Source organism: Halomonas sp. BC04 (assembly GCF_000568385.1).
In genome coordinates, this window is record NZ_AZQX01000388.1 from 1 (window position 1) to 19,531 (window position 19,531).

A 19,531-nucleotide genomic window follows, 5' to 3' on the forward strand; every position below is an offset into this window, starting at 1 on the left:
TCACATTGTCACTCGGAGAGACGTCTATGAGTCTTGAGGCAAGAGAAGATTTCGATCCGGTCGAAACCACGGAATGGATAGATTCCCTGGAGTCGGTCCTGGATCGTGAGGGCGAAGGCCGTGCCCGGTACCTGTTGACGCGCCTGGCTGACCGGCTTCGCCGCGATGGCATGCAGGTTCCCTTCTCGGTGACGACACCGCACCGCAACACGATACCGGTGCATCGCGAAGCGCCGATGCCGGGTGACCTGTTCATGGAGCGCCGCATTCGCTCCCTGATTCGCTACAACGCCATTGCTCAGGTCATTCGAAACAATCGGGCCAATCCCGGGCTGGGCGGCCATATCGCCAGCTTCATGTCGGCAGCGACACTCTACGACGTGGGCTTCAACCACTTCTTCCGAGCGCCCAATGGCGACTTCGAGGGTGACCTGGTCTATATCCAGGGCCACGTGGCGCCGGGCGTCTATGCCCGTGCCTACCTGGAGGGACGCCTCACCGAGGCGCAGATGGACAAGTATCGCCAGGAAGTCGATGGTGATGGCCTCTCCTCCTATCCCCACCCCTGGCTGATGCCGGATTTCTGGCAGTTCCCCACGGTATCCATGGGTCTGGGACCGATTCAGGCGATCTACCAGGCACACGTGATGAAGTACCTGGATTCGCGTGAACTCAAGAACATGTACGACCGCAAGATCTGGTGCTTCATGGGTGACGGCGAGTGCGACGAGCCGGAATCCCTCGGCGCGATCTCGCTGGCCGGCCGGGAAAACCTGGACAATCTGATCTTCGTGATCAACTGCAACCTTCAGCGCCTCGACGGTCCCGTTCGTGGCAACGGTCGGATCATGGACGAGCTCGAGGGCGTCTTTCGTGGTGCCGGCTGGAACGTGCTCAAGGTGGTCTGGGGCCGGCTCTGGGACCCGCTGTTCGAGAAGGACAAGAAGGGCATCCTGCAGAAGCGCATGGATGAAGCGGTCGACGGCGAATACCAGAACTACAAGGCCAACGGCGGCGCCTATACCCGCGAGCATTTCTTCGGCAAGTACCCGGAAACCGAGGAGATGGTCAAGAACATGTCCGATGAGGACATCTGGAAGCTCAACCGCGGCGGCCACGATCCCTTCAAGGTCTATGCGGCCTACAACGAGGCGGTCAACAAGCCCAACGGCAAGCCCACCGTGATCCTGGCCCATACGGTCAAGGGCTATGGCATGGGTAGCGGCGACGGCGAGGCGGCCAACGAGGCGCATCAGGTCAAGACCATGGAGTACGAGGCGCTGCGCAAATTCCGCGATCGCTTCGGCATTCCGCTCACCGACGAGCAGCTCAAGGAGGTGCCGTACTACAAGCCGGAGGATGACTCCCCCGAGCTCAAGTACATGCATCTGCAGCGCGAACGCCTGGGCGGCTACCTGCCCCAGCGGCGCAGCGACTTCGAGGCCCTCGAGATTCCTTCCCTGGACGACAAGATCTTCGCCTCCCAGACCGGTGGTTCCAAGGGTCGCGAAGTCTCCACCACCATGTCGTTCGTGCGTATTCTCAATGGCTTGGTGAAGCACAAGAAACTCGGTAAGCAAGTGGTGCCGATCGTACCCGACGAGGCGCGCACCTTCGGCATGGAGGGGATGTTCCGCCAGCTGGGGATCTACACCTCCGAAGGCCAGAAATACGAGCCCGTCGACAAGGGCCAGATCATGTTCTACCGCGAGGACAAGCAGGGCCAGATCCTCGAGGAGGGCATTACCGAGGCCGGTGCCATGTCGGCGTGGATCGCCGCTGCCACCTCCTACAGCAACAACAACCTGACGCTGCTGCCGTTCTACATCTACTACTCGATGTTCGGCTTCCAGCGCATCGGTGACCTGGCCTGGGCTGCCGGTGACCTCCAGGCCCGCGGCTTCCTGGTCGGCGGTACCGCGGGGCGGACCACCCTGAACGGCGAAGGGCTGCAGCATCAGGATGGCCACAGCCATCTGCAGGCGTCCACCATCCCCAACTGCCGCAGCTATGATCCGACCTACGGTCATGAGGTGGCGGTCATCGTCCAGGATGGCCTGAAGCGGATGTTCTCCGACAAGGAAAACTGCTTCTACTACCTGACGGTGATGAACGAGAACTACGAGCACCCCGAGCTGGATGAAGTGCCGGCCGAGGACATCATCAAGGGCATGTATCGCCTGCGCGAGGTGAAGGGCGACAAGGGGCATGTTCAGCTGCTCGGTTGCGGCACCATCCTGCGTGAGGTCGAGGTGGCCGCACAGATGCTCGCCGACGAGTGGGGTGTCGGCTCCGACATCTGGAGTGTCACCAGCTTCAACGAGCTGCGCCGCGAGGCGCTGGGTCTGGAGCGTGAGGCGTTTCTCAATCCGGCTGAAGAGCCGGTCAAGCCCCACGTCACGCGCTGCCTGGAAGACCGCAAGGGACCGGTCATTGCCTCGACCGACTACATGCGTCTGTTTGCCGACCAGGTCCGAGCCTGGGTTCCGACCGACTACCATGTACTAGGGACCGATGGCTATGGGCGCTCCGACACTCGCGAGAAGCTTCGTCATTTCTTCGAGGTCGACCGTTACTTCGTGACCGTCGCCGCACTCAAGGCATTGGCCGACCGCGGCGAGCTGGACCGCAAGGTCGTCGCCGAGGCGATCAAGAAGTACGGCATTGATCCCAGCAAGCCTAATCCGCTGACCAGCTGATTCCGGTGGCCAGGCGGGCCCAGGGCCCGCCTGCTCCAGGCACGATTTGGAAGGAGCGCGACCTTGAGTAGCGAAATCATCAAAGTTCCCGACATCGGCGGCAGTGAAGATGTCGAAATCATCGAAATCGCGGTGTCCGAAGGTGACGTCATCGAGGCCGAGGATACCTTGATCACCCTGGAGTCCGACAAGGCCAGCATGGATGTGCCTGCGCCCAAGGGCGGCAAGGTGCTCAAGGTGCTGGTCAAGGAGGGCGATACCGTCTCCGAGGGCGACGACATCGTCGAGCTTGAGGTGGAAGGGGCCGGCAGCAGCGCTGACGAGGCCCGTGACGAAGCACCTGCCCAGGCCGAGCCGGCCGAGGAAGCAGCCGCCGAGGAGAAGCCGGCGGCGAAGGTTTCCGGTGGCGGCGGCTCTCGCACGGTGGAGATTACGGTGCCCGACCTGGGCGGCTCCAGCGATGTAGAAATCATCGAGGTGGCCGTGGCCGAAGGCGACGACATCGCGGCCGAGGATACCCTGTTTACCCTGGAGTCCGACAAGGCTTCCATGGATGTGCCGAGTCCCCATACCGGAAAGCTGATCACGCTGACGGTGAAAGAGGGCGATACGGTCTCCGAAGGCGATGTGGTCGGCACCATGGAGATCGCCGGCGAGGGCGGTGACGAAGGCGACGAGCCGGCAGCAGCCCAGTCCGGTGAAAAGTCCAGCAAGAAGCCCAGTGATGAGGGGGCCGAGCAGGCCGAGGCCCCGGCCGAGGAGGAAGCCGCCAGCGGCGAGCCCGAGCGCAAGGAGATTCGCGTACCGGACCTGTCCGGTGCCAGCGACGTGCCGATCATCGAGATCACCGCCAGTGCAGGGGATGAGGTCAACGAGGAAGACCCGTTGATCACCCTGGAGTCGGATAAGGCCAGCATGGACGTACCGAGCCCCTACAAGGGCAAGTTGGTGGAGCTCACCGTCAAGGAGGGCGACACCGTTTCCGAAGGCGACTTGATCGGTTATATCGAAGTGGCCGGTGCCAAGCCGGCTGCGAGCAAGGAGAAGAGCAAAGAGGCAAGCAAGAAGCCGGCCGAGCAGAAGGCGTCTCAGGCCAAGGCCGACAAGCCTGCCCCGACCCCGGGCGGGACGCCGAGCCCCGAGGCGCAGATGGCCGCGCACAAGCCGCGGGACGGCAAGCTGGTTCATGCCGGCCCGGCGGTGCGCATGCTGGCCCGGGAGCTGGGGGTGGACCTGGGGCTGGTCAAGCCCAGCGGCCCCAAGGAGCGGGTGCTGAAGGAGGACGTCCACGCCTACGTCAAGCAGGTGATGGCCGGCCAGGGCAAGGCTCAGGCTGCTGCCCCGGCGGCGAGCGGTGGTGCCGGTATTCCGCCCATTCCCGAAGTCGACTTCAGTCAGTTCGGTGAGGTGGAAGAGAAGCCCATGGGGCGCCTGCTCAAGATGGGGGCCACCAACCTGCATCGCAGCTGGCTCAACGTACCCCACGTGACCCAGTTCGACGAGGCAGATATCACCGAGCTGGAGGCGTTCCGCAAGGCGATGAAGGCCGAGGCCGAGGCACAGGGCGCCAAGCTCACGCCGCTGCCCTTCATGGTCAAGGCATGCGCCTTCGCGCTGAAGAAGTTCCCGCAGTTCAACGTCAGCCTCAAGGGCGACGGCGAGACCCTGGTATGGAAGAAGTATGTCCATATCGGCGTCGCCGTGGACACCCCGGACGGGCTGATGGTGCCGGTGGTGCGTGATGCCGACAAGAAGTCACTGATCGAGATCGCCACTACCATGGCGGACCTCGGCAAGAAGGCGCAGACCAAGAAGCTCAAGCGTGAGGAGATGACCGGCGGCTGCTTTACCATCTCGAGCCTTGGCTCCATTGGCGGCACGGCCTTCACGCCCATCGTCAATGCACCGGAAGTGGCCATTCTCGGCGTCTCCAAGGCGCAGATGAAGCCGGTCTGGAACGGTAGCGACTTCGAGCCGCGGCTGATGATGCCGCTCTCGCTCTCCTACGACCACCGGGCCATCAACGGTGCCGATGCGGCTCGATTCACCGCCTTCCTGGCCGATGTGTTGACCGACATCCGTCGGCTGTTGCTGTAGGCAGCATTGGTACGACTCCGCACACCGGCGGCGCCTCCTGGGGCGTCGCCGGTGTTTTCGTCAGGCGGGACAGCCACAGGGAAGACCAAAGTGCAAGTTGTGGGTTAATTGGCTGAAAACGCAGGTGCTTTATCCCGCATGGCTGACCTCGTCAGCGTATTCGAGGTTGTCTGGCCGGGGCCACACGGTTATCGTTCTTTTCCAATCCCTCTTCACCAAAGAATTTATCACTTTTTCAAGGAGCCGCCAGATGCGTTTGATCCTGTTGGGCGCCCCGGGTGCCGGCAAGGGCACACAGGCACAGTTCATCTGCGAACGCTACAATATTCCGCAGATTTCCACTGGCGATATGCTGCGCGCCGCCGTCAAGGAAGGCAGTGAGTTGGGCCTCAAGGCCAAGGAGGTCATGTCCAGCGGTGGCCTGGTTTCCGATGATCTCATCATCGCCCTGGTCAAGGAACGTATCGCCCAGTCTGACTGCAAGAACGGCTTCCTCTTCGACGGCTTCCCCCGCACCATTCCTCAGGCCGATGCCATGAAGGAGGCCGGTGTGAAGATCGACCATGTGCTGGAAATCGCAGTGGCCGATGAAGAGATCGTCAAGCGTCTGGCGGGTCGTCGTGTACACCCTGGCTCCGGCCGGGTCTACCACATCGAATACAATCCGCCCCGTGAAACGGGCAAGGATGATGTCACCGGTGAGCCCCTGATCCAGCGTGAGGATGACAGTGAATCGACGGTGCGTCATCGCCTGTCGGTCTACCATGATCAGACGGCACCTCTGGTCGATTACTACAAGCAGTGGGCCGAGAAGGATCCCCAGGCGGCACCCGCCTATCATCGGGTCGATGGCGTCGGCAGTGTCGATGAGATTACCAGTCAGGTGCGCGAGGCACTGGAAGGCTAAGGAAAGGCTGATTTGCTGCTTGTTTTTGATGGCCCGCCTATGGCGGGCCATCGTCGTTTAGCGGCCAGCGGCGTATAATGGTCACCCACTTCTCTTCACGATGCCCGCCTATGCCGATTTTGCTGGCCCTTGATGCCTCCTCGAGTGCCTGTTCCGCCGCGCTGCTGCAACGCTGTGAAGGCAGCGACGACGTATTGGTCTCACGCTTCGCGCTGACGCCTCGTGATCATACCCGTCGCTTGCTGCCGATGGTCGACCAGGTCCTGGCCGAGGCCGGTCTGGCGCCTTCCGAGCTGGACGCTGTGGCCTTCGGCCGTGGTCCGGGCTCCTTCACCGGCTTGCGTATTGCGGCAGGCCTTGCCCAGGGCCTGGCCTACGGCCTGGATCGCCCCCTGCTCGGTGTCTCGACCCTTGAGGCGCTGGCCCTGGGGGCTCATCGCCGGCATGCGCTATCCCACGTCATCACCGCACTGGATGCGCGCATGGGTGAGATCTATGTGGCGTCCTGGCGCTGTCATGATGGGGTGATCGAGGCGCTTTCACAGGAGGCGGTCATGCCTCCGGAACGACTGCAGCTGCCGGAAGGCCACTCGGGATGCGACTGGGTCGGCGTGGGCAGCGGCTGGGCGCTGCGTGAGGCGATGTCGGACGCGATTCGCACGGCGGTGCGCCAGGGCGACACGGCACTGGAGCCGGCGGCCGAGGAGATGGTGCTGCTGGCGGCCCGTGCCTATGCCGACGGTGAGCGTCATGCCGCCCATGACGTCCAGCCTATCTATCTGCGCGACCAGGTCGCCTGGAAGAAGAGTCGGTGAGGTGCCGGGACACCGCCTGCAGGGTCGCGGTGGAAGGGGACGTGCTGGCGCCGTTGGCGCAGCGTCTGGGCCTTCCGCTGGACGCGGCGGGCGATGCCGAGCTGGTATTACGGCGCGAGGACGGTGCTCTGGCTCTCTGCGGTGATGAGCGGCGCTACGGCAAGCCCCTGGTGGTGGATTTCGTGAGCGGCCGGGCGGCGCACCGCAGGCGCTTCGGCGGGGGGCGGGGACAGCTGATTGCCCGGGCCTGCGGCCTGAGCGGTGGTATCACGCCTACCGTGGTGGACGCCACCGCCGGGCTGGGGCGGGACGCCTTCGTGCTGGCGAGTCTCGGTGCCCGGGTGCTGATGATCGAGCGCGTAGCCGTGATCCATGCGCTGCTGGAAGACGCCCTGGTTCGAGCCCGCAGCGATGCCGAGACGGCAGAGATCGCCCAGCGGCTGACCCTGGCCCATGGCGATGCCTCAAGGTACCTGGCTGAGCTGGTGGCCGATAGCGGCATGCTGCCGCAAGTGGTTCATCTCGACCCCATGTTTCCTCACCGCGAGAAGTCTGCCCTGGTGAAGAAGGAGATGCGGCTGTTCCGGTTGCTGGCCGGCGATGACGACGATGCGCCTCGCCTGCTCGAAGCGGCACTGGACGTGGCCACGCATCGGGTAGTGGTGAAGCGTCCGCGCAAGGCTCCGCCCATTGCCGGCCCCGCCCCCCGCCATGTCATCGAAGGCAAGACCAGCCGCTACGACCTCTACGTGCACCGCTCACTGGCTTGACTGGTACCCCTTGGCCTGCCTGTTACCCACGGGTGACCAGTTGGAGGCGATGGCGAAGCTCGGCGTCGAACAGGGCCCGCGAACGCTGGGCCGCTTCGCGCAGACGCTGGTCGAACCATAGCCTGTCACTGGCTTCCCATACCCAGCCCTCGGCCTCGAGGCTCCCGATCAGGCCGGCGAACAGGCTGCGGTCGAAGAATTCGGGGGCGTCCCGACCCGAGAGAAGTGCTAGCCGCTCGGCCATCTGGCGACTGCGTTCGGTGAGACCGTCGCGCCCCTGGCTGCCCGGCGGCTGGTCCAGCAGAATCGCCAGCAGCAGATAACCGCGCTCCAGCGAGGGTTGCATCAGTCGTCCCAGCAGGTCGAGTTGTTCGCCGGCCTCCAGCTCCTCGGCACGATGCCAGGCTCCTGCCTCGTTTGTCAGCAGTCCCGCCTGGCCGAGTGTATCGAGCATGGCCGGTAGCGTACCGGCCAAGGCGTCTTTCTCCAGGAAGAGTTCCCTGGCGAGTATCGGCCAGGCGGGCTCGAGAAGGTGGCGCAGGCTGTCCAGGTCGTGCTGCGGGGCGTGCCGGAAGGCGAAGGCGGTGAGTCCCGCCAGGGCGAAGAGATGAAGCACGTTGTTGCGGTACCACACCAGCAGGCTGGCCTGCTCCGGCTTGGCCATCAGGATATCGCCCAGGGGATGCTGCGCCGCTCGATCATGCCCAGTGCGATCACCTGCTCTATCCAGTCGCTCGGCTCGCCTTTCGGCAGCCTGACATCGGGGCCTCCCGGGCAGCGTTCCTGCAGTCCGGCGAGCAGCGCCAGCTGGCGCGTCATCAGGCTCGCCTCGAGGGCATTGTGGGGCGTCGCCAGGAGTACCAGGGCGACGAGGTTGACCGGGTTGAGGGCGGCGGCGGCGTTGATGCGCCTGGCCAGTTCGCTGCCCAGGCGCGGTACCGCTTCGCCGAGCCAGTCGGGTTTCGGCTCGACCGGGGCGTTGCGCCATTGGGGGGCCAGGCTGTCGAGATAGTCGCCGAGCAGCAGCGGGTCACCGACGCTGACCGTCACCTGACCGAAGGGCTGGCGCAGCTGGCCGACGACCCGCAACAGCGCCAGCGGGCTCTCCTTGCGCTTCTTGGCGCCTCGCAGCTCACGCTCGTAGCTGGCGCTTTCGATGATCCGTTCGTAGCCGATATAGACCGGTATGAAGGCGAGTTTCGGCGGGGTGGTAGCGGCTGCGCTGCGATGAAAGGAGCGCAGGGTCATCGCCAGCATGCCGGGTCGTGGTGTCAGCATGCGGCCGCTGCGGGAGCGGCCGCCTTCGATGAAGTACTCCAGCGGGTGGCCCCGGGCCAGAAGGCGATGCAGGTACTCATTGAAGACCGCTGCGTAGAGCGGCTTGTCGCGAAAGCTTCGGCGCATGAAGAAGGCACCGCCGCGTCGCAGCAATGGGCCGATCAGCGGGATATCGAGATTGCGCCCGGCGGCGACATGGGGTGGCATCAGCCATCGCGGTAGAGCACATAGGAGAGCAACAGGTAGTCGATGTGGCTGCGGTGGCAGGGCACATAGACCAGGGTATGGTCGCCGGCCAGATCCTTGACACGTGCTAGCCCTTGAACGTTGACGCCGTCGTAGAGGCGATTCCAGAGGCGTCGCAGAAGCCCGTCCATGAAGCGCAGTACCGGGTAGCTCATGCTGGAGGCGATCTCGCGCCCGTAGCGCAGGGCACGTCGCTCGAGGCGCTGTGGTGAGCGCTTCTCGCTCCTGGCGAGCTCCCCGATGACACGACGCACCTCTGGGCTTCTGGCTACCCCTTCGATCAAGGTGCGGCGGTGGGAGAGGTCGGGACCCAGCACGCGGGTACGAATGCGCCGGAAATGGACACGCAGCAGGCGGGCGGTCTTGCGGTTGGCCAGCGCCGGGCCGCGTGCATCGAGCAGGTCGCGAAGACGCAGCGGTGCACCGAAATGGACCTCCACGTTGCGGCCATTGACCAGCACCGACAGGGCGCGACGCAATCTTCCCGTCAGCTGCCAGCTATCGGTGGCCAGCATGCGCCAGAAGCCGAACCGTTTGCCCGGGGCCCGCCCCCAGAATACGCTGACCGGCACCAGCTGCAGGTCGCGCCGGGGTTCGCCGCGAGCTGCTCCAGCGCCGAGAGGAAGGGGGCCGGGCTGGCAGTCCCGCGTCGCCAAAGGCGTCGACGACGGGCCGGCAGCGGCAGACAAGCCGGTAGCTCGATGCCATGAGTCCTGCACTTGCCCCCGGCCGACGGCAGCCCGTGGCGCTGGCACAGGGCCTCCAGCAGCAGGGTGTCGGAGAGGGCCGGGTGGGGCAGCACATAGAGGGTCGGCAGGCTCGGGTCGAGTGCCAGCGCTTCGGGGCTTGGCTCGATCAGTCGGGTCTCTACACAGGCGTTGACCAGGCGCCTCAGCAGGCTGCGAAGGGGAGCGAGCAGGGTGTGAGCAAGGGCCATCCGGTTGCCTCTGCTGGGGGCGAGGCGCCAGTATAGCCTTGCCTCGCCTGTGGGGTCAGGTGCTTTCCCTCGGCGCGCAAACATGCGTCAATTCAGCCACGAAGTGGATACGGGAGACATGCCATGCATGGCGTGTGGCGGGATGGCAATCGGTTCCAGCTGCTGGCGGAGTCATCGCGTTTCTTGCCGGCGATGTTCGATGCCATCGAGGACGCGCGCCATTCGATACTGATCGAACTCTACCTGATGGAGTCGGGGCGGCTGACAACGGCTCTGCTCGACGCCCTGACACGGGCTGCCGAGCGGGGGGTGAAGGTTGCCCTGATGCTGGACGGTTACGGTGCCAGGGGGCTGGCCGGAGAGGATCGGCAGCGCATCGAGGCGGCCGGCATAGCGCTTCGGCTGTTCAATCCACTGGGCTTCCATTCCCTGGCACGCAACCTGACCCGGGATCATCGCAAGGTCGTGGTGGTGGATGGTCGGGTGGCCTTCACCGGCGGCTTTGGCGCCGTCGACGAGTTCCTGAGCGCCTGGTACGAAGTGGCGGTACGGATCGAGGGTCCGGTGGTGGCCGACTGGGTACGGCTCTTCTCCCGGCTCTGGGATTCTCCCTTGACGCGCGGCGAAGGGGCACCCTCCCTGGTGCGAGAGGTGGGGCTCCGGTTGACGCAGCAGGAGGACTATCGTGGCATGCGCGGCCGGGTCGTGTGGGGGCAGGGCTATCGCTATCAGGCGATCCGGCACTCCCTCTATGCCCGGGTCTCCGCGGCGCAGCGGCGTATCTGGCTCTGTACGCCCTACTTCGTGCCGACCTTCAGCCTGCGCTTGCGCCTGGTGCGGGCGGCACGCCGCGGGGTCGATGTGCGGCTGCTGCTGCCGGGCAAGGATCACGATCATCCCGGGGTCCGCTATGCGGGGCAGCGCTTCTATCGCCGCATGCTCAAGGCCGGGGTGCGGATCTTCGAGTTCGAGCCCAGCTTCATCCATGCCAAGTTCACCCTGGCGGACAACTGGTCGAGCATTGGCTCGTGCAATTTCGACCACTGGAGCCTGCACTGGAATCTTGAGGCCAACCAGGAGGTGGACGATGCCCGCTTTGCCGGTGAGGTCGCCGCCCTGTTCGAGCGCAACTTCTCGGCCAGCCAGGAGATCACCCGGCAGGAGTGGGCGCGACGCCCCCGGTGGCAGAAGTTCAAGGAATGGGTCTTTGGCCGGGTGGATGGCTGGCTGACGCGATTGCGTTAGTCAGCCGATAGATTGAGGAGAGCGACATCCGGTAAGCCGAAGGGGACAAGAACTATCGCTTGCCGCTGGGTTTGCCCGTACCGGTATTGCGTCCGGCGGGTTTCTTGCGGCGAGGCATGGGTTTCGGCGTCTCGGGTGGTACCCGGTAGTGCAGGTAGAGATCCAGCACCAGCTCCGGCAGCTGGTCGACGAGGGACTGCAGTCGTGCCGTATCGGTGGCTAGCTCCGCCATGTCGGGTTCGTCCTCGAACAGCCCGGAAAGTGCCATGAAGGGCAGCAGCAGGGTGGCCACGGTCTCCTCGTCGTGTTCGAACCAGGAGGCTTCATCCAGGAAGACGCCTTCCATGAACCCGGCGCACCAGTCTCCGATGGGTGTCTCTTCCGGAGGGAGGCCGTCCAGGGCGGTATCGAAGGGCAGCTCAGGGAGCCCGCCCTGTTCCAGGGTATCGATGGCATTATTGCGGAGCCGCTCCAGCAGGCCGAGGATCTCGCTGCGTTCGGTATCGTCTGCGAAGCTGGGTTCGCCCTGGAAGAGCTCGGCGATCCAGGCGGCGGTCTCGACTTCGCTCGGGGCCACGGCCAGGGCTACCAGGAAGCCATGGGCCGAGATAAGATCCAGGGCGTCGGGATCGACGCGGTCGGAATCCAGGTACTCGTCGAGCCGTTCGAGTGCTTCATCCTCGAGCAGTGGCTGGGGCTGGGGCGTGTCGGACATGGGGCCTCTCGCTGGCGGCAGGTCGGATAAGGATGCATTGGATCGAAAAGGCTCTTGTCCCCGTTGGGGGAGAGGGGCTGGACGTCGCCTTCCCGGGCCGCCATTCTAGCACTCTTGGCCCCATCCGGCCTTGTCGTGCACTGTCCATGCACTGCCGGCCCAGCCAGGAGCCCGCTTCAGGAACTCGCATGAGGGACTCGACAGTTTCGCCATGAACCACCCCGCGACTGCACTCAATCACTCCATTGCCGGCACGTGCGACCGGCCCTGCCTGATCCCGGCGCTACCTGGCTGTCACAGCTCGACGAGGCGGCGCTGCATCGGGCGCTGCTCGACCGGGTCGAGGCCGCCTGGTGGCTCTGCTGCGAATTCCACCCCGAGCTGCCTCGGCCCCGGGTCTGGTTAGACCTGCGTGGCAAATGCGCCGGCCAGGCACACTATGGACGCGGTGGACTGCGCTTCAACCCGGTGCTCTACCGGGAAAACCGCCATGCTTACCTGGTTGAGGTGGTGCCCCACGAGATGGCCCACTGGCTGGTGCACCACCTCAGCGATGGCCACCGGGCCCGCCCCCATGGGCGCGAGTGGCGCACGGTGATGCAGCGGCTTTTCGGTCTCGAGCCCCGGGTGACCCATGCCTTCGATACGGGACGGGCCAGCCCTGCGCCCTTCCGCTACGTCTGTCATTGCCGTGAACACGCCTTCACCGCACGCCGTCATTCCCTGGCGAGGGGCGGGCGAGGCTATCGCTGCCGTCATTGTCGTCAGACCTTGGTCTATCAGCCGTTTGTAGAGCGCTGAAACGCTATCCAACTATTTGAAAAGAAAAAGAAAAATCTTGATACCAAGGTCTAAGGGGAAGGCCGCCACAGGAGGTATATGCTGGAGGGACATCATGGTGCCGGCGCAACCAACAATAATGCTGCCGGCGGTATCCACAGAGAGTGGGGCATCTCCTGGAAGAGGCTATTCAATGACCGAACAGCAGAAAGTCCATCCGGTAAGCGACGACTTTGCCGCCAACGCCTGGGTCGACAAGGAAAAGTATCAGGCCATGTACCAGCAGTCCGTTGACGACCCCGAGGGGTTCTGGGCGGAGCAGGCCAAGCGTGTCGACTGGATCAAGGCACCGACCAAGATCAAGAATACTTCCTTCGATTCGCATAACGTCGATATCCGCTGGTTCGAGGATGGTACGCTGAATGCCAGTGTGAGCTGCCTTGACCGCCACCTGGAGACGCGCGGCGACCAGACCGCCATCATCTGGGAAGGTGACGACCCCAAGGATGCCAAGCACGTCAGCTACCGCGAGCTTCACGCCAAGACCTGTCAGCTGGCCAACGCGCTCAAGGAACTCGGCATCGGCAAGGGCGATGTCGTGACCCTGTACATGCCGATGATTCCCGAAGCGGCCGTGGCCATGCTGGCCTGCGCTCGCATCGGTGCCGTGCACTCCGTGGTGTTTGGCGGCTTCTCCCCGGACGCTCTTGCCCAGCGCATCAACGGCGCCGATTCCAAGCTCGTCATCACTGCCGATGAGTCGGTGCGTGGCGGGAAGCAGGTGCCGCTCAAGGACAACGTCGATGCAGCCCTGACCCGCAAGGGCACGGAGATGTGCGAAACGGTGCTGGTGGTCAAGCGTACAGGCGGCGAGATCGACTGGAATCAAGGCCGTGACGTCTGGTATCACGACCTGGTCGACAAGCAAGCCAGCGATTGCCCGGCGGAGGAGATGAACGCCGAGGATCCGCTGTTCATTCTCTATACTTCCGGCTCCACCGGTGCGCCCAAGGGCCTCAAGCACACGACGGGCGGTTACCTGGTCTACGCCAGCCTGACCCACCAGTACATCTTCGACTATCAAGACGGAGAGGTTTACTGGTGTACCGCCGACGTGGGCTGGGTCACCGGCCACAGCTATATCGTCTATGGACCACTGGCCAACGGCGCCACCACGTTGATGTTCGAGGGCGTGCCGAGCTATCCGAGCCACGGCCGCATGGGCGAAATCGTCGACAAGCACAAGGTCAACATTCTCTATACCGCACCGACCGCCATCCGTGCCTTGATGGCCCACGGTGATAGCGTGATGGACTCCAGCAAGCGTGAAAGCCTGCGCCTGCTCGGCTCGGTAGGAGAGCCGATCAATCCCGAGGCGTGGGAGTGGTTCTACCGCGTTATAGGCAACTCCAGGTGTCCGATCGTCGATACCTGGTGGCAGACCGAAACCGGCGGCATCCTGATTTCGCCGCTGCCCGGTGCCATGGACCTCAAGCCGGGGTCCGCCACGCTGCCGTTCTTTGGCGTGATGCCGGCACTGGTCGACAGTGAAGGCAACGAACTCGAGGGTGTTGCAGACGGCAACCTGGTGATTCTGGATTCCTGGCCCGGTCAGGCCCGCTCGATCTGGGGCGATCACGACCGCTTCGTGCAGACCTACTTCTCTACCTACAAGGGGATGTATTTCACCGGTGACGGCTGCCGCCGCGATGAGGATGGCTACTACTGGATCACCGGCCGGGTTGACGACGTGCTCAACGTTTCAGGCCACCGCATGGGGACCGCCGAGATCGAGTCATCGCTGGTGGCCCATGATGCCGTAGCCGAGGCTGCCGTGGTTGGCTTCCCCCACGACATCAAGGGTCAGGGCATCTACATCTATGTGACCCTGACCGATGGCGTTGAGCCCAGCGATGAACTCAAGAAAGAGTTGACCCAGTGGGTGCGCAAGGACATTGGGCCGATCGCCTCGCCCGACGTCATCCAGTGGGCGCCGGGCTTGCCCAAGACGCGTTCTGGCAAGATCATGCGCCGTATCCTGCGCAAGATCGCCGCCAACGAGACCGATGGCCTTGGCGATACCAGTACCCTGGCCGATCCGAGCGTGGTGGACGACCTGATCGAGAACCGCGCCGTTCGCTAACCATCGCTTCCATGACCCTCTTCGCCGGCCCTTGTGGCCGGCGTTTTCGTTTCAGTCGGCGCTGGTGATCGCTTCGACCAGCTCGGCCTTGCTCATGCGGCTTCGGCCGGGCAGGTCGAGTGCCTTGGCGCGCTCATAGAGCTGATCACGGGAAAGTGTATCCAGCTTGGAGGAGCTGTCCTTCCTCGCAGAGGCCTTCTTCCCCGGGTTGCGCTTGGCTGAGGTCTTGCCGCTCTTGTTCGGCTTGCCTTTCCTGGCGTCGGCCTCGGTGTCTCTTCGAATCTCCTGACCTGGCGGTCGGCCCTCTGCCAGGCTCTGCTTGAGCACCTGCATCAGGTCGATTACTTCGCCGCCCTGTTCCGGTTCGACGTCGGACTCGTCCTCCTCGCCCAGCGTGACCACATCTTCGCCGCGAGAGATCTTCTCCTCTGCGCGATCGACGATGCGCTGACTCTGCAGGTCCTGGAGCGCATCGCGCTCTAAGTCTGTCTCGGTCAATTCGTCAATACCTTGCTGTATGGCCTGGATCTTCTTCTTGTCGGTCTGGGAAATGTCGGGCAGTTCGATCCCCTCGGGCGAGCGCACCTCCTCGGCGAAGCGCAGCGTCTCGGCGCGCAGGATACCCTTCTCGGCGATGATCGCCACCAGGTACTCCTTGCCGCGCATGACGAAGGTGGCGATACCGGCGCGCTCGGATTCCTCCATGCTCTTTGCCAGCAGTCGATAGGCCTTGGTCACGCCCTTGTCGGGGGTCATGAAGTAGGCGCGCTGGAAATACATCGGGTCGATCTCGTCGAGGCCGACGAAGCGCTTGAGGTCGATCTCCTGGGATTTCTCGGGCGCCAGCGACTCGAGCTCGTGCTCTTCCACCACCACGAACTCGTTCTTCTCGACCTCGTAGCCGCGGACCAGCTCATCGTAGTCAAGTACGCGCTCCTCCTTCTCGCAGAAGTAGCGGCGCGCCAGCCGCGTGCCGTCGCGGTCAACCATGTGCAGCGAGACCGGCTTGGGCCGGTTGGCCGGGTACAGGTTGACCGGCAGGCTGACCAGGCCGAAGGTGATGGTGCCCGACCACAGCGGGCGCGGGCCGCTGGCGTGGAAGCGCTGCTTCTCCTTGCTCTGGGCCGCTTCGTCTCTGGACTTGTCCTTGTCCTTTGGGCGCTTGCTCTGGCTAGGCACGCTTGCGCTCCTTCTTCAGGCTGGCTTCGAGAGCCTTTGACAGGTCGTCGGAAGCTTCGCGGCGGCGTATCGGTGTGACCTTGACGCTCTTCTTGCCGCGCTGCTTGGCCTCGATCAGCTCCAGCACCCGTTCGCGATATTCGTCGTGGTACTCCTCGGGGTCGAACTCCGCTTCCAGCATGCCGATCAGTTGACGCGCCATGTCGAGCTCTTTGGTGTCGAGCGCCTTGCCCTTCGGAGGCTCCAGCGCATCCACCGGAACCACCTGCTCCTCGTGGCGCAGCGACATCAGCATGGGTACGCCGCGGTGCAGGCGCAGGGCGCCGACGTAGCTCTTCTTGCGCATGACCCAGCGCGCCAGTCCCTCCTTGCCGCTGTTGCCCAATGCTTCGGCCAAGGCGAAGTAGAGCGACTCGCTGCCGTCGGGGCCAAGGTAATAGGGGCGGTCGTACCAGCGGTGGTCGATCACCTGGGAGGGCATGAAGCGGATCACCTCGATATCTCGCCCCGAGTCGGGTTCCAGCGCCTCAAGCTCCTTCTTGTCGAACAACACCAGGCTGCCCTCGTCCGTGCGATAGGCGCGCCGAGTCTCGGCGTAGGGCACGATGTCGTCGGTTTCGGGATTGACCATAGCCTGCTTCACCGGAGAGCGGTCCTTCTCATGGAGCAGGCGGAAATGCACGCTGCGGTCCTGCACCGCCGAGTAGAGCTTGACCGGAACCTGAGCCTCGCCGAAGCGAATCACCCCTTTCCACATTGCTCGTGCCGCCATCAGTTTTCCTCCTTGTGATGGTTGCCATCCTCATGGCATTCGGGGCAGAGCGTCTCGCGGCTCTCGAAGCGTGTCGCCACGCACACCGGGCAGATCGGTCGGTCGCAATAGATGCAGTGGTAGCCCGCTTCGTAGTGAAAGGTGCGCAGGCAGAACTGGCAGGTTTCGGGACCGGATTCGAGCCACCAGGGCGCTTCGCTCATGTCGTCTCCCTCGCTCCATATTGCGGCCTATTTCACACCGACACGCTTGAGCAAGTCGGCATCCAGCGGGCGTGCAGCATCGCTGAAACCGCCCCAGGGATCTTCTCGCAGTGCCGAGAGCCGGCGGCGCAGGTTCTCGACGTTGTAGCGGTCGGCGCGCAGCGCCGCGTTGAGCTCGTCCCAGCGGATTGGAACCGCCACCGGGGCATTCTCGCGGGCACGCACCGTATAGGAGGCTACCGCCGTGGCGCCACGGCCGTTGCGCAAATAGTCGATGAAGATGCGCCCCTCACGCTTGGCCTTGGACATGTTGGTGGTCAGCCGCTGGGGATCGTCCTTGGCATGGGCTTCGGCCACACCCTTGGCGAAGGCCTTGGCCTGATCCCACCCGGCCGCGGGTTCAAGCGGCACGACCAGATGTAACCCCTTGCCGCCGGTAGTGCGTACGAACGGCGTAAGCCCCAGCGATTCCAGGCGCTCGCGCAGCGTGCCGGCGACGCGCAGGATTTCCTTCCAGGCCATGCCCTCATCCGGGTCGAGGTCGAATACCAGGCTGTCGGGGCGTTCGAGGTCGTCGATACGGCTGCCCCAGGGGTGGATCTCCAGCGCGCCGGCCTGCACCAGCCCCACCAGGTCGGCGGCGGTTTCGAGGTAGACATACTCGGCGCTGCCTTTCTTTTCGGGTACGTCGATGCGCGGCACGCTGTCGGGAATGGCACGGCGGGGGTGCTTCTGAAAGAAGCACTCGTCGTTGCGGCCCTGGGGACAGCGCACCAGCGACAGCGGCCGCCGCACCAGGTGGGGCAGGACCCACTCCTGGATCTGGTCGTAGAAACGCGCCAGGTCGAGCTTGGTCAGGCCCTGCTCGGGAAACAGCACGCGGTCGGGGCTGGTGAGGCGTATGCCGAGCAGCGAAGTCTCGTTCTTGTGGCTGCAAGTGGTCGTCTTGTTCGCCTTGTCATCTTTTTTCGGAGCGTCTTCGGCAGCCATCTCCTTGGTCGATGTCATGCGGATCTCCTCCGGGTTGCGATCCTCGCGCAGGCCGCGGAAGGCCGGATGGCGCAAGCGGCCGTCGCGGGTGCGTTCGGTGAACTCCACCTCGATCACCAGCTCGGGGCGCACCCAGTGCGCCGAGCGACTGTCCGGCACGCTGTCATGAAAGGGCGAATGCTCCACTTCGAGCTCCTGCAGGGTGGCACTCAGCCGTTCGAGCAAACGGTTGTTGAAGCCGGTGCCCACGCGGCCGGCATAGACCAGCCCCTGCTTGCCGTAGGCGCCCATCAGCAGCGAGCCGAAGCCGCTGCGAGAGCCGCCGGGGGCGGTGTAGCCGCCAACCACGAACTCCTCGTGGCTGACGCACTTGACCTTGAGCCAGTCGCGGCTGCGTTTCTGCTGGTAGCGGCTGTCGGCGCGCTTGCAGATGATGCCCTCCAGCCCTATCTGGCAGGCGCGCTCATGGAAGGCTTCACCCTGGGTGTCGATATGCTCCGAATAGCGGATGGTGCCCGCTTGCAGCCCCGCTGAATCAAGCAACGCCACCAGGGTGCGTTTGCGTTCCAGCAGGGCGACGTTCGAGAGGTCGTGGCCCTCGAGATAGGGCAGGTCGAAGAGTTGATAGACGAGGGCGGACGAGCGCCCACTGCTCAGTGCCTCCTGCAGCTGGCCGAAGCGGCTGACACCGTCCTTGCCCATGGCCACCACCTCGCCGTCGAGCAGCGCTGAGCCTACCGGTAGCGGCGCGACCGCCCGGGCGATGTCGGGAAAGCGGTGGGTCCAGTCCTTGCCGTTGCGGGTGACGAGGGACACGTCGCCGTTCTCGATGCGGGCGAGCAGGCGATAGCCGTCGAGCTTGATCTCGTGGATCCAGTCGCCCTTGGTGGGCACTTCGCGGGCCAGGGTGGCGAGCTGTGGCTTCACCTCTTTCGGCAGTCTGGCCTTGCGTGCGCCCTCGAGGCGGCTGGGGTCGGGTAGGGTGCCGTGGGTCTCGTCGGCGTCATCGGCAGATCCCCAGGTGTGGTCGCGATCCTCGGCAATGGCCTGCATAGTGCGTCCGCTGGCGATGCTGGCGTCGAGCTCGACCGTCAGGGAATCATCCATGCGCGGCCTGTCGTCACGGCGCTTGATCAGCAGCCAGTTGCGCCCGTGCTTGTCCTGGCGCTTGCCGCTCATGCGGGTCAGGGTCCAACTACCCTTGAGGCGCTCGCCGTCGAGCACGATGTCGAGGCGATCCTTCATTGACTTGCCCTTGACCTGCCAGGTGCCGCGATCCCACAGCATGACGGTGCCGCCGCCGTAAGACTGCTCGGGAATGACACCCTCGAAATCGGCATACTCCAAGGGGTGATCCTCGACCTCGACAGCCAGGCGTTTCTCACCGGGCTCGAGGCTTGGCCCCTTGGGCAGCGCCCAGCTTTTGAGTACGCCATCCTGCTCCAGACGCAGGTCAAAATGGTCGTGACTCGCCGCATGCTTGTGCATGACGTACCTGTTACCCGAACTCTCATCGGACTGCTCTGAGCCGGCTGGCTCACGGGACTGCCCGAAATCTCGCTTGCGCCGATACTCCTTGAGCTTCTCCATCGCCTCTGTCCTATCGCTTCTATCCTGAAGCCGGATTGTCCTTGGGCATGCCCATCCTTGCAGCGGCTTGGTCATACCACATCGAACCGCTGACTTCTTTCTAATAGCCTAGCTAAGCCTCGAAGCAGTGCCAATGCCATGAAAAAACGGGCATCGGCGGTTATT

General features: G+C 64.1%; 15 protein-coding genes and 1 pseudogene. 8 read left to right on the forward strand and 8 right to left on the reverse strand.

All coding sequences use genetic code 11. From position 1 onward, the window contains the following. The first annotated feature begins 26 nt into the window (after positions 1-26). The 5 genes from aceE to Q427_RS25920 all read left to right on the forward strand — a co-directional run bounded on the left by aceE (position 27) and on the right by Q427_RS25920 (position 7,288). Positions 27-2,699 carry a pyruvate dehydrogenase (acetyl-transferring), homodimeric type gene (gene aceE, locus Q427_RS25900; RefSeq protein ID WP_043518314.1) on the forward strand — a complete coding sequence of 891 codons (2,673 nt, stop codon included), beginning with the start codon at positions 27-29 and terminating at the stop codon, positions 2,697-2,699. A gap of 63 nt (positions 2,700-2,762) precedes the next feature. Continuing rightward, positions 2,763-4,796 (forward strand): pyruvate dehydrogenase complex dihydrolipoyllysine-residue acetyltransferase, encoded by a 2,034-nt coding sequence (gene aceF, locus Q427_RS25905; protein ID WP_043518315.1) that lies wholly within the window; start codon positions 2,763-2,765, stop codon positions 4,794-4,796. Positions 4,797-5,046: 250 nt separating this feature from the next. Continuing rightward, positions 5,047-5,703 carry an adenylate kinase gene (gene adk, locus Q427_RS25910; RefSeq protein ID WP_043518317.1) on the forward strand — a complete coding sequence of 219 codons (657 nt, stop codon included), beginning with the start codon at positions 5,047-5,049 and terminating at the stop codon, positions 5,701-5,703. Positions 5,704-5,813: 110 nt separating this feature from the next. Beyond that, entirely contained in the window at positions 5,814-6,518 is a 705-nt protein-coding gene (gene tsaB / locus Q427_RS25915; protein ID WP_043518318.1) for a tRNA (adenosine(37)-N6)-threonylcarbamoyltransferase complex dimerization subunit type 1 TsaB, read from the forward strand. A gap of 65 nt (positions 6,519-6,583) precedes the next feature. Further along, complete coding sequence (locus Q427_RS25920) at positions 6,584-7,288, forward strand: class I SAM-dependent methyltransferase (RefSeq protein WP_051496726.1); 705 nt, start codon at positions 6,584-6,586, stop codon at positions 7,286-7,288. A 22-nt stretch (positions 7,289-7,310) separates the two neighbouring features. Here the strand turns inward: Q427_RS25920 and Q427_RS37200 are convergent. The 3 genes and pseudogenes from Q427_RS37200 to Q427_RS31700 form a co-directional block, all read right to left on the reverse strand. Next, positions 7,311-8,773, reverse strand: a pseudogene (locus Q427_RS37200) (1-acyl-sn-glycerol-3-phosphate acyltransferase). Beyond that, positions 8,773-9,327, reverse strand: a complete 555-nt coding sequence (locus Q427_RS34885) for a 1-acyl-sn-glycerol-3-phosphate acyltransferase (protein WP_231613927.1) — start codon at positions 9,325-9,327, stop codon at positions 8,773-8,775. The pseudogene Q427_RS37200 and the gene Q427_RS34885 overlap by 1 nt, the downstream one beginning before the upstream one ends. After that, a complete protein-coding gene (locus Q427_RS31700) occupies positions 9,300-9,749 on the reverse strand; it encodes a hypothetical protein (protein ID WP_155833699.1) in 450 nt (149 codons plus the stop codon). The genes Q427_RS34885 and Q427_RS31700 overlap by 28 nt, the downstream gene beginning before the upstream one ends. 123 nt (positions 9,750-9,872) lie before the next feature. Between Q427_RS31700 and Q427_RS25935 the strand changes: the two genes are divergently transcribed. After that, positions 9,873-10,994 carry a phospholipase D-like domain-containing protein gene (locus Q427_RS25935; protein ID WP_043518321.1) on the forward strand — a complete coding sequence of 374 codons (1,122 nt, stop codon included), beginning with the start codon at positions 9,873-9,875 and terminating at the stop codon, positions 10,992-10,994. Positions 10,995-11,046: 52 nt separating this feature from the next. Here the strand turns inward: Q427_RS25935 and Q427_RS25940 are convergent, their stop codons facing one another. After that, positions 11,047-11,709 carry a YecA/YgfB family protein gene (locus tag Q427_RS25940; RefSeq protein WP_051496723.1) on the reverse strand — a complete coding sequence of 221 codons (663 nt, stop codon included), beginning with the start codon at positions 11,707-11,709 and terminating at the stop codon, positions 11,047-11,049. 255 nt (positions 11,710-11,964) lie between these two features. Between Q427_RS25940 and Q427_RS25945 the strand changes: the two genes are divergently transcribed. Together Q427_RS25945 and acs are read left to right on the forward strand one after the other, a co-directional pair. Beyond that, on the forward strand, positions 11,965-12,510 hold the full coding sequence (locus Q427_RS25945) for a SprT family zinc-dependent metalloprotease (RefSeq protein ID WP_043518322.1): 546 nt from the start codon (positions 11,965-11,967) through the stop codon (positions 12,508-12,510). Between the two features lie 172 nt (positions 12,511-12,682). Beyond that, positions 12,683-14,632 carry an acetate--CoA ligase gene (gene acs / locus Q427_RS25950; RefSeq protein WP_043518324.1) on the forward strand — a complete coding sequence of 650 codons (1,950 nt, stop codon included), beginning with the start codon at positions 12,683-12,685 and terminating at the stop codon, positions 14,630-14,632. 51 nt (positions 14,633-14,683) lie between these two features. Here acs and ku (Q427_RS25955) read toward each other — a convergent pair whose 3' ends face one another. Genes ku (Q427_RS25955) through ligD form a run of 4 tightly spaced genes read right to left on the reverse strand, consistent with a single transcriptional unit; the run spans position 14,684 to position 19,366 of the window. Next, positions 14,684-15,811 (reverse strand): non-homologous end joining protein Ku, encoded by a 1,128-nt coding sequence (gene ku, locus Q427_RS25955; protein WP_043518325.1) that lies wholly within the window; start codon positions 15,809-15,811, stop codon positions 14,684-14,686. Then, entirely contained in the window at positions 15,804-16,583 is a 780-nt protein-coding gene (gene ku / locus Q427_RS25960) for a non-homologous end joining protein Ku (RefSeq protein WP_043518326.1), read from the reverse strand. Before ku (Q427_RS25960) ends, ku (Q427_RS25955) begins: the two co-directional genes overlap by 8 nt. After that, positions 16,583-16,786: a hypothetical protein gene (locus Q427_RS25965; protein WP_043518328.1), complete on the reverse strand. Its 204-nt coding sequence runs from the start codon at positions 16,784-16,786 to the stop codon at positions 16,583-16,585. The genes ku (Q427_RS25960) and Q427_RS25965 overlap by 1 nt, the downstream gene beginning before the upstream one ends. A gap of 27 nt (positions 16,787-16,813) precedes the next feature. After that, positions 16,814-19,366, reverse strand: a complete 2,553-nt coding sequence (gene ligD, locus Q427_RS25970; RefSeq protein WP_043518329.1) for a DNA ligase D — start codon at positions 19,364-19,366, stop codon at positions 16,814-16,816. Between the last annotated feature and the right edge of the window lie 165 nt (positions 19,367-19,531).

What these genes read in the sequence shown, in the direction of transcription:
- ligD (WP_043518329.1), bottom strand. Translation starts at nt 19,366, where the DNA reads ATGGAGAAGCTCAAGGAGTATCGGCGCAAGCGAGATTTCGGGCAGTCC.
- Q427_RS25935 (WP_043518321.1), top strand. Translation starts at nt 9,873, where the DNA reads ATGCATGGCGTGTGGCGGGATGGCAATCGGTTCCAGCTGCTGGCGGAG.
- Q427_RS25940 (WP_051496723.1), bottom strand. Translation starts at nt 11,709, where the DNA reads ATGTCCGACACGCCCCAGCCCCAGCCACTGCTCGAGGATGAAGCACTC.
- tsaB (WP_043518318.1), top strand. Translation starts at nt 5,814, where the DNA reads ATGCCGATTTTGCTGGCCCTTGATGCCTCCTCGAGTGCCTGTTCCGCC.
- aceE (WP_043518314.1), top strand. Translation starts at nt 27, where the DNA reads ATGAGTCTTGAGGCAAGAGAAGATTTCGATCCGGTCGAAACCACGGAA.
- Q427_RS34885 (WP_231613927.1), bottom strand. Translation starts at nt 9,327, where the DNA reads ATGCTGGCCACCGATAGCTGGCAGCTGACGGGAAGATTGCGTCGCGCC.
- ku (WP_043518326.1), bottom strand. Translation starts at nt 16,583, where the DNA reads ATGGCGGCACGAGCAATGTGGAAAGGGGTGATTCGCTTCGGCGAGGCT.
- Q427_RS25965 (WP_043518328.1), bottom strand. Translation starts at nt 16,786, where the DNA reads ATGAGCGAAGCGCCCTGGTGGCTCGAATCCGGTCCCGAAACCTGCCAG.
- adk (WP_043518317.1), top strand. Translation starts at nt 5,047, where the DNA reads ATGCGTTTGATCCTGTTGGGCGCCCCGGGTGCCGGCAAGGGCACACAG.
- acs (WP_043518324.1), top strand. Translation starts at nt 12,683, where the DNA reads ATGACCGAACAGCAGAAAGTCCATCCGGTAAGCGACGACTTTGCCGCC.
- Q427_RS31700 (WP_155833699.1), bottom strand. Translation starts at nt 9,749, where the DNA reads ATGGCCCTTGCTCACACCCTGCTCGCTCCCCTTCGCAGCCTGCTGAGG.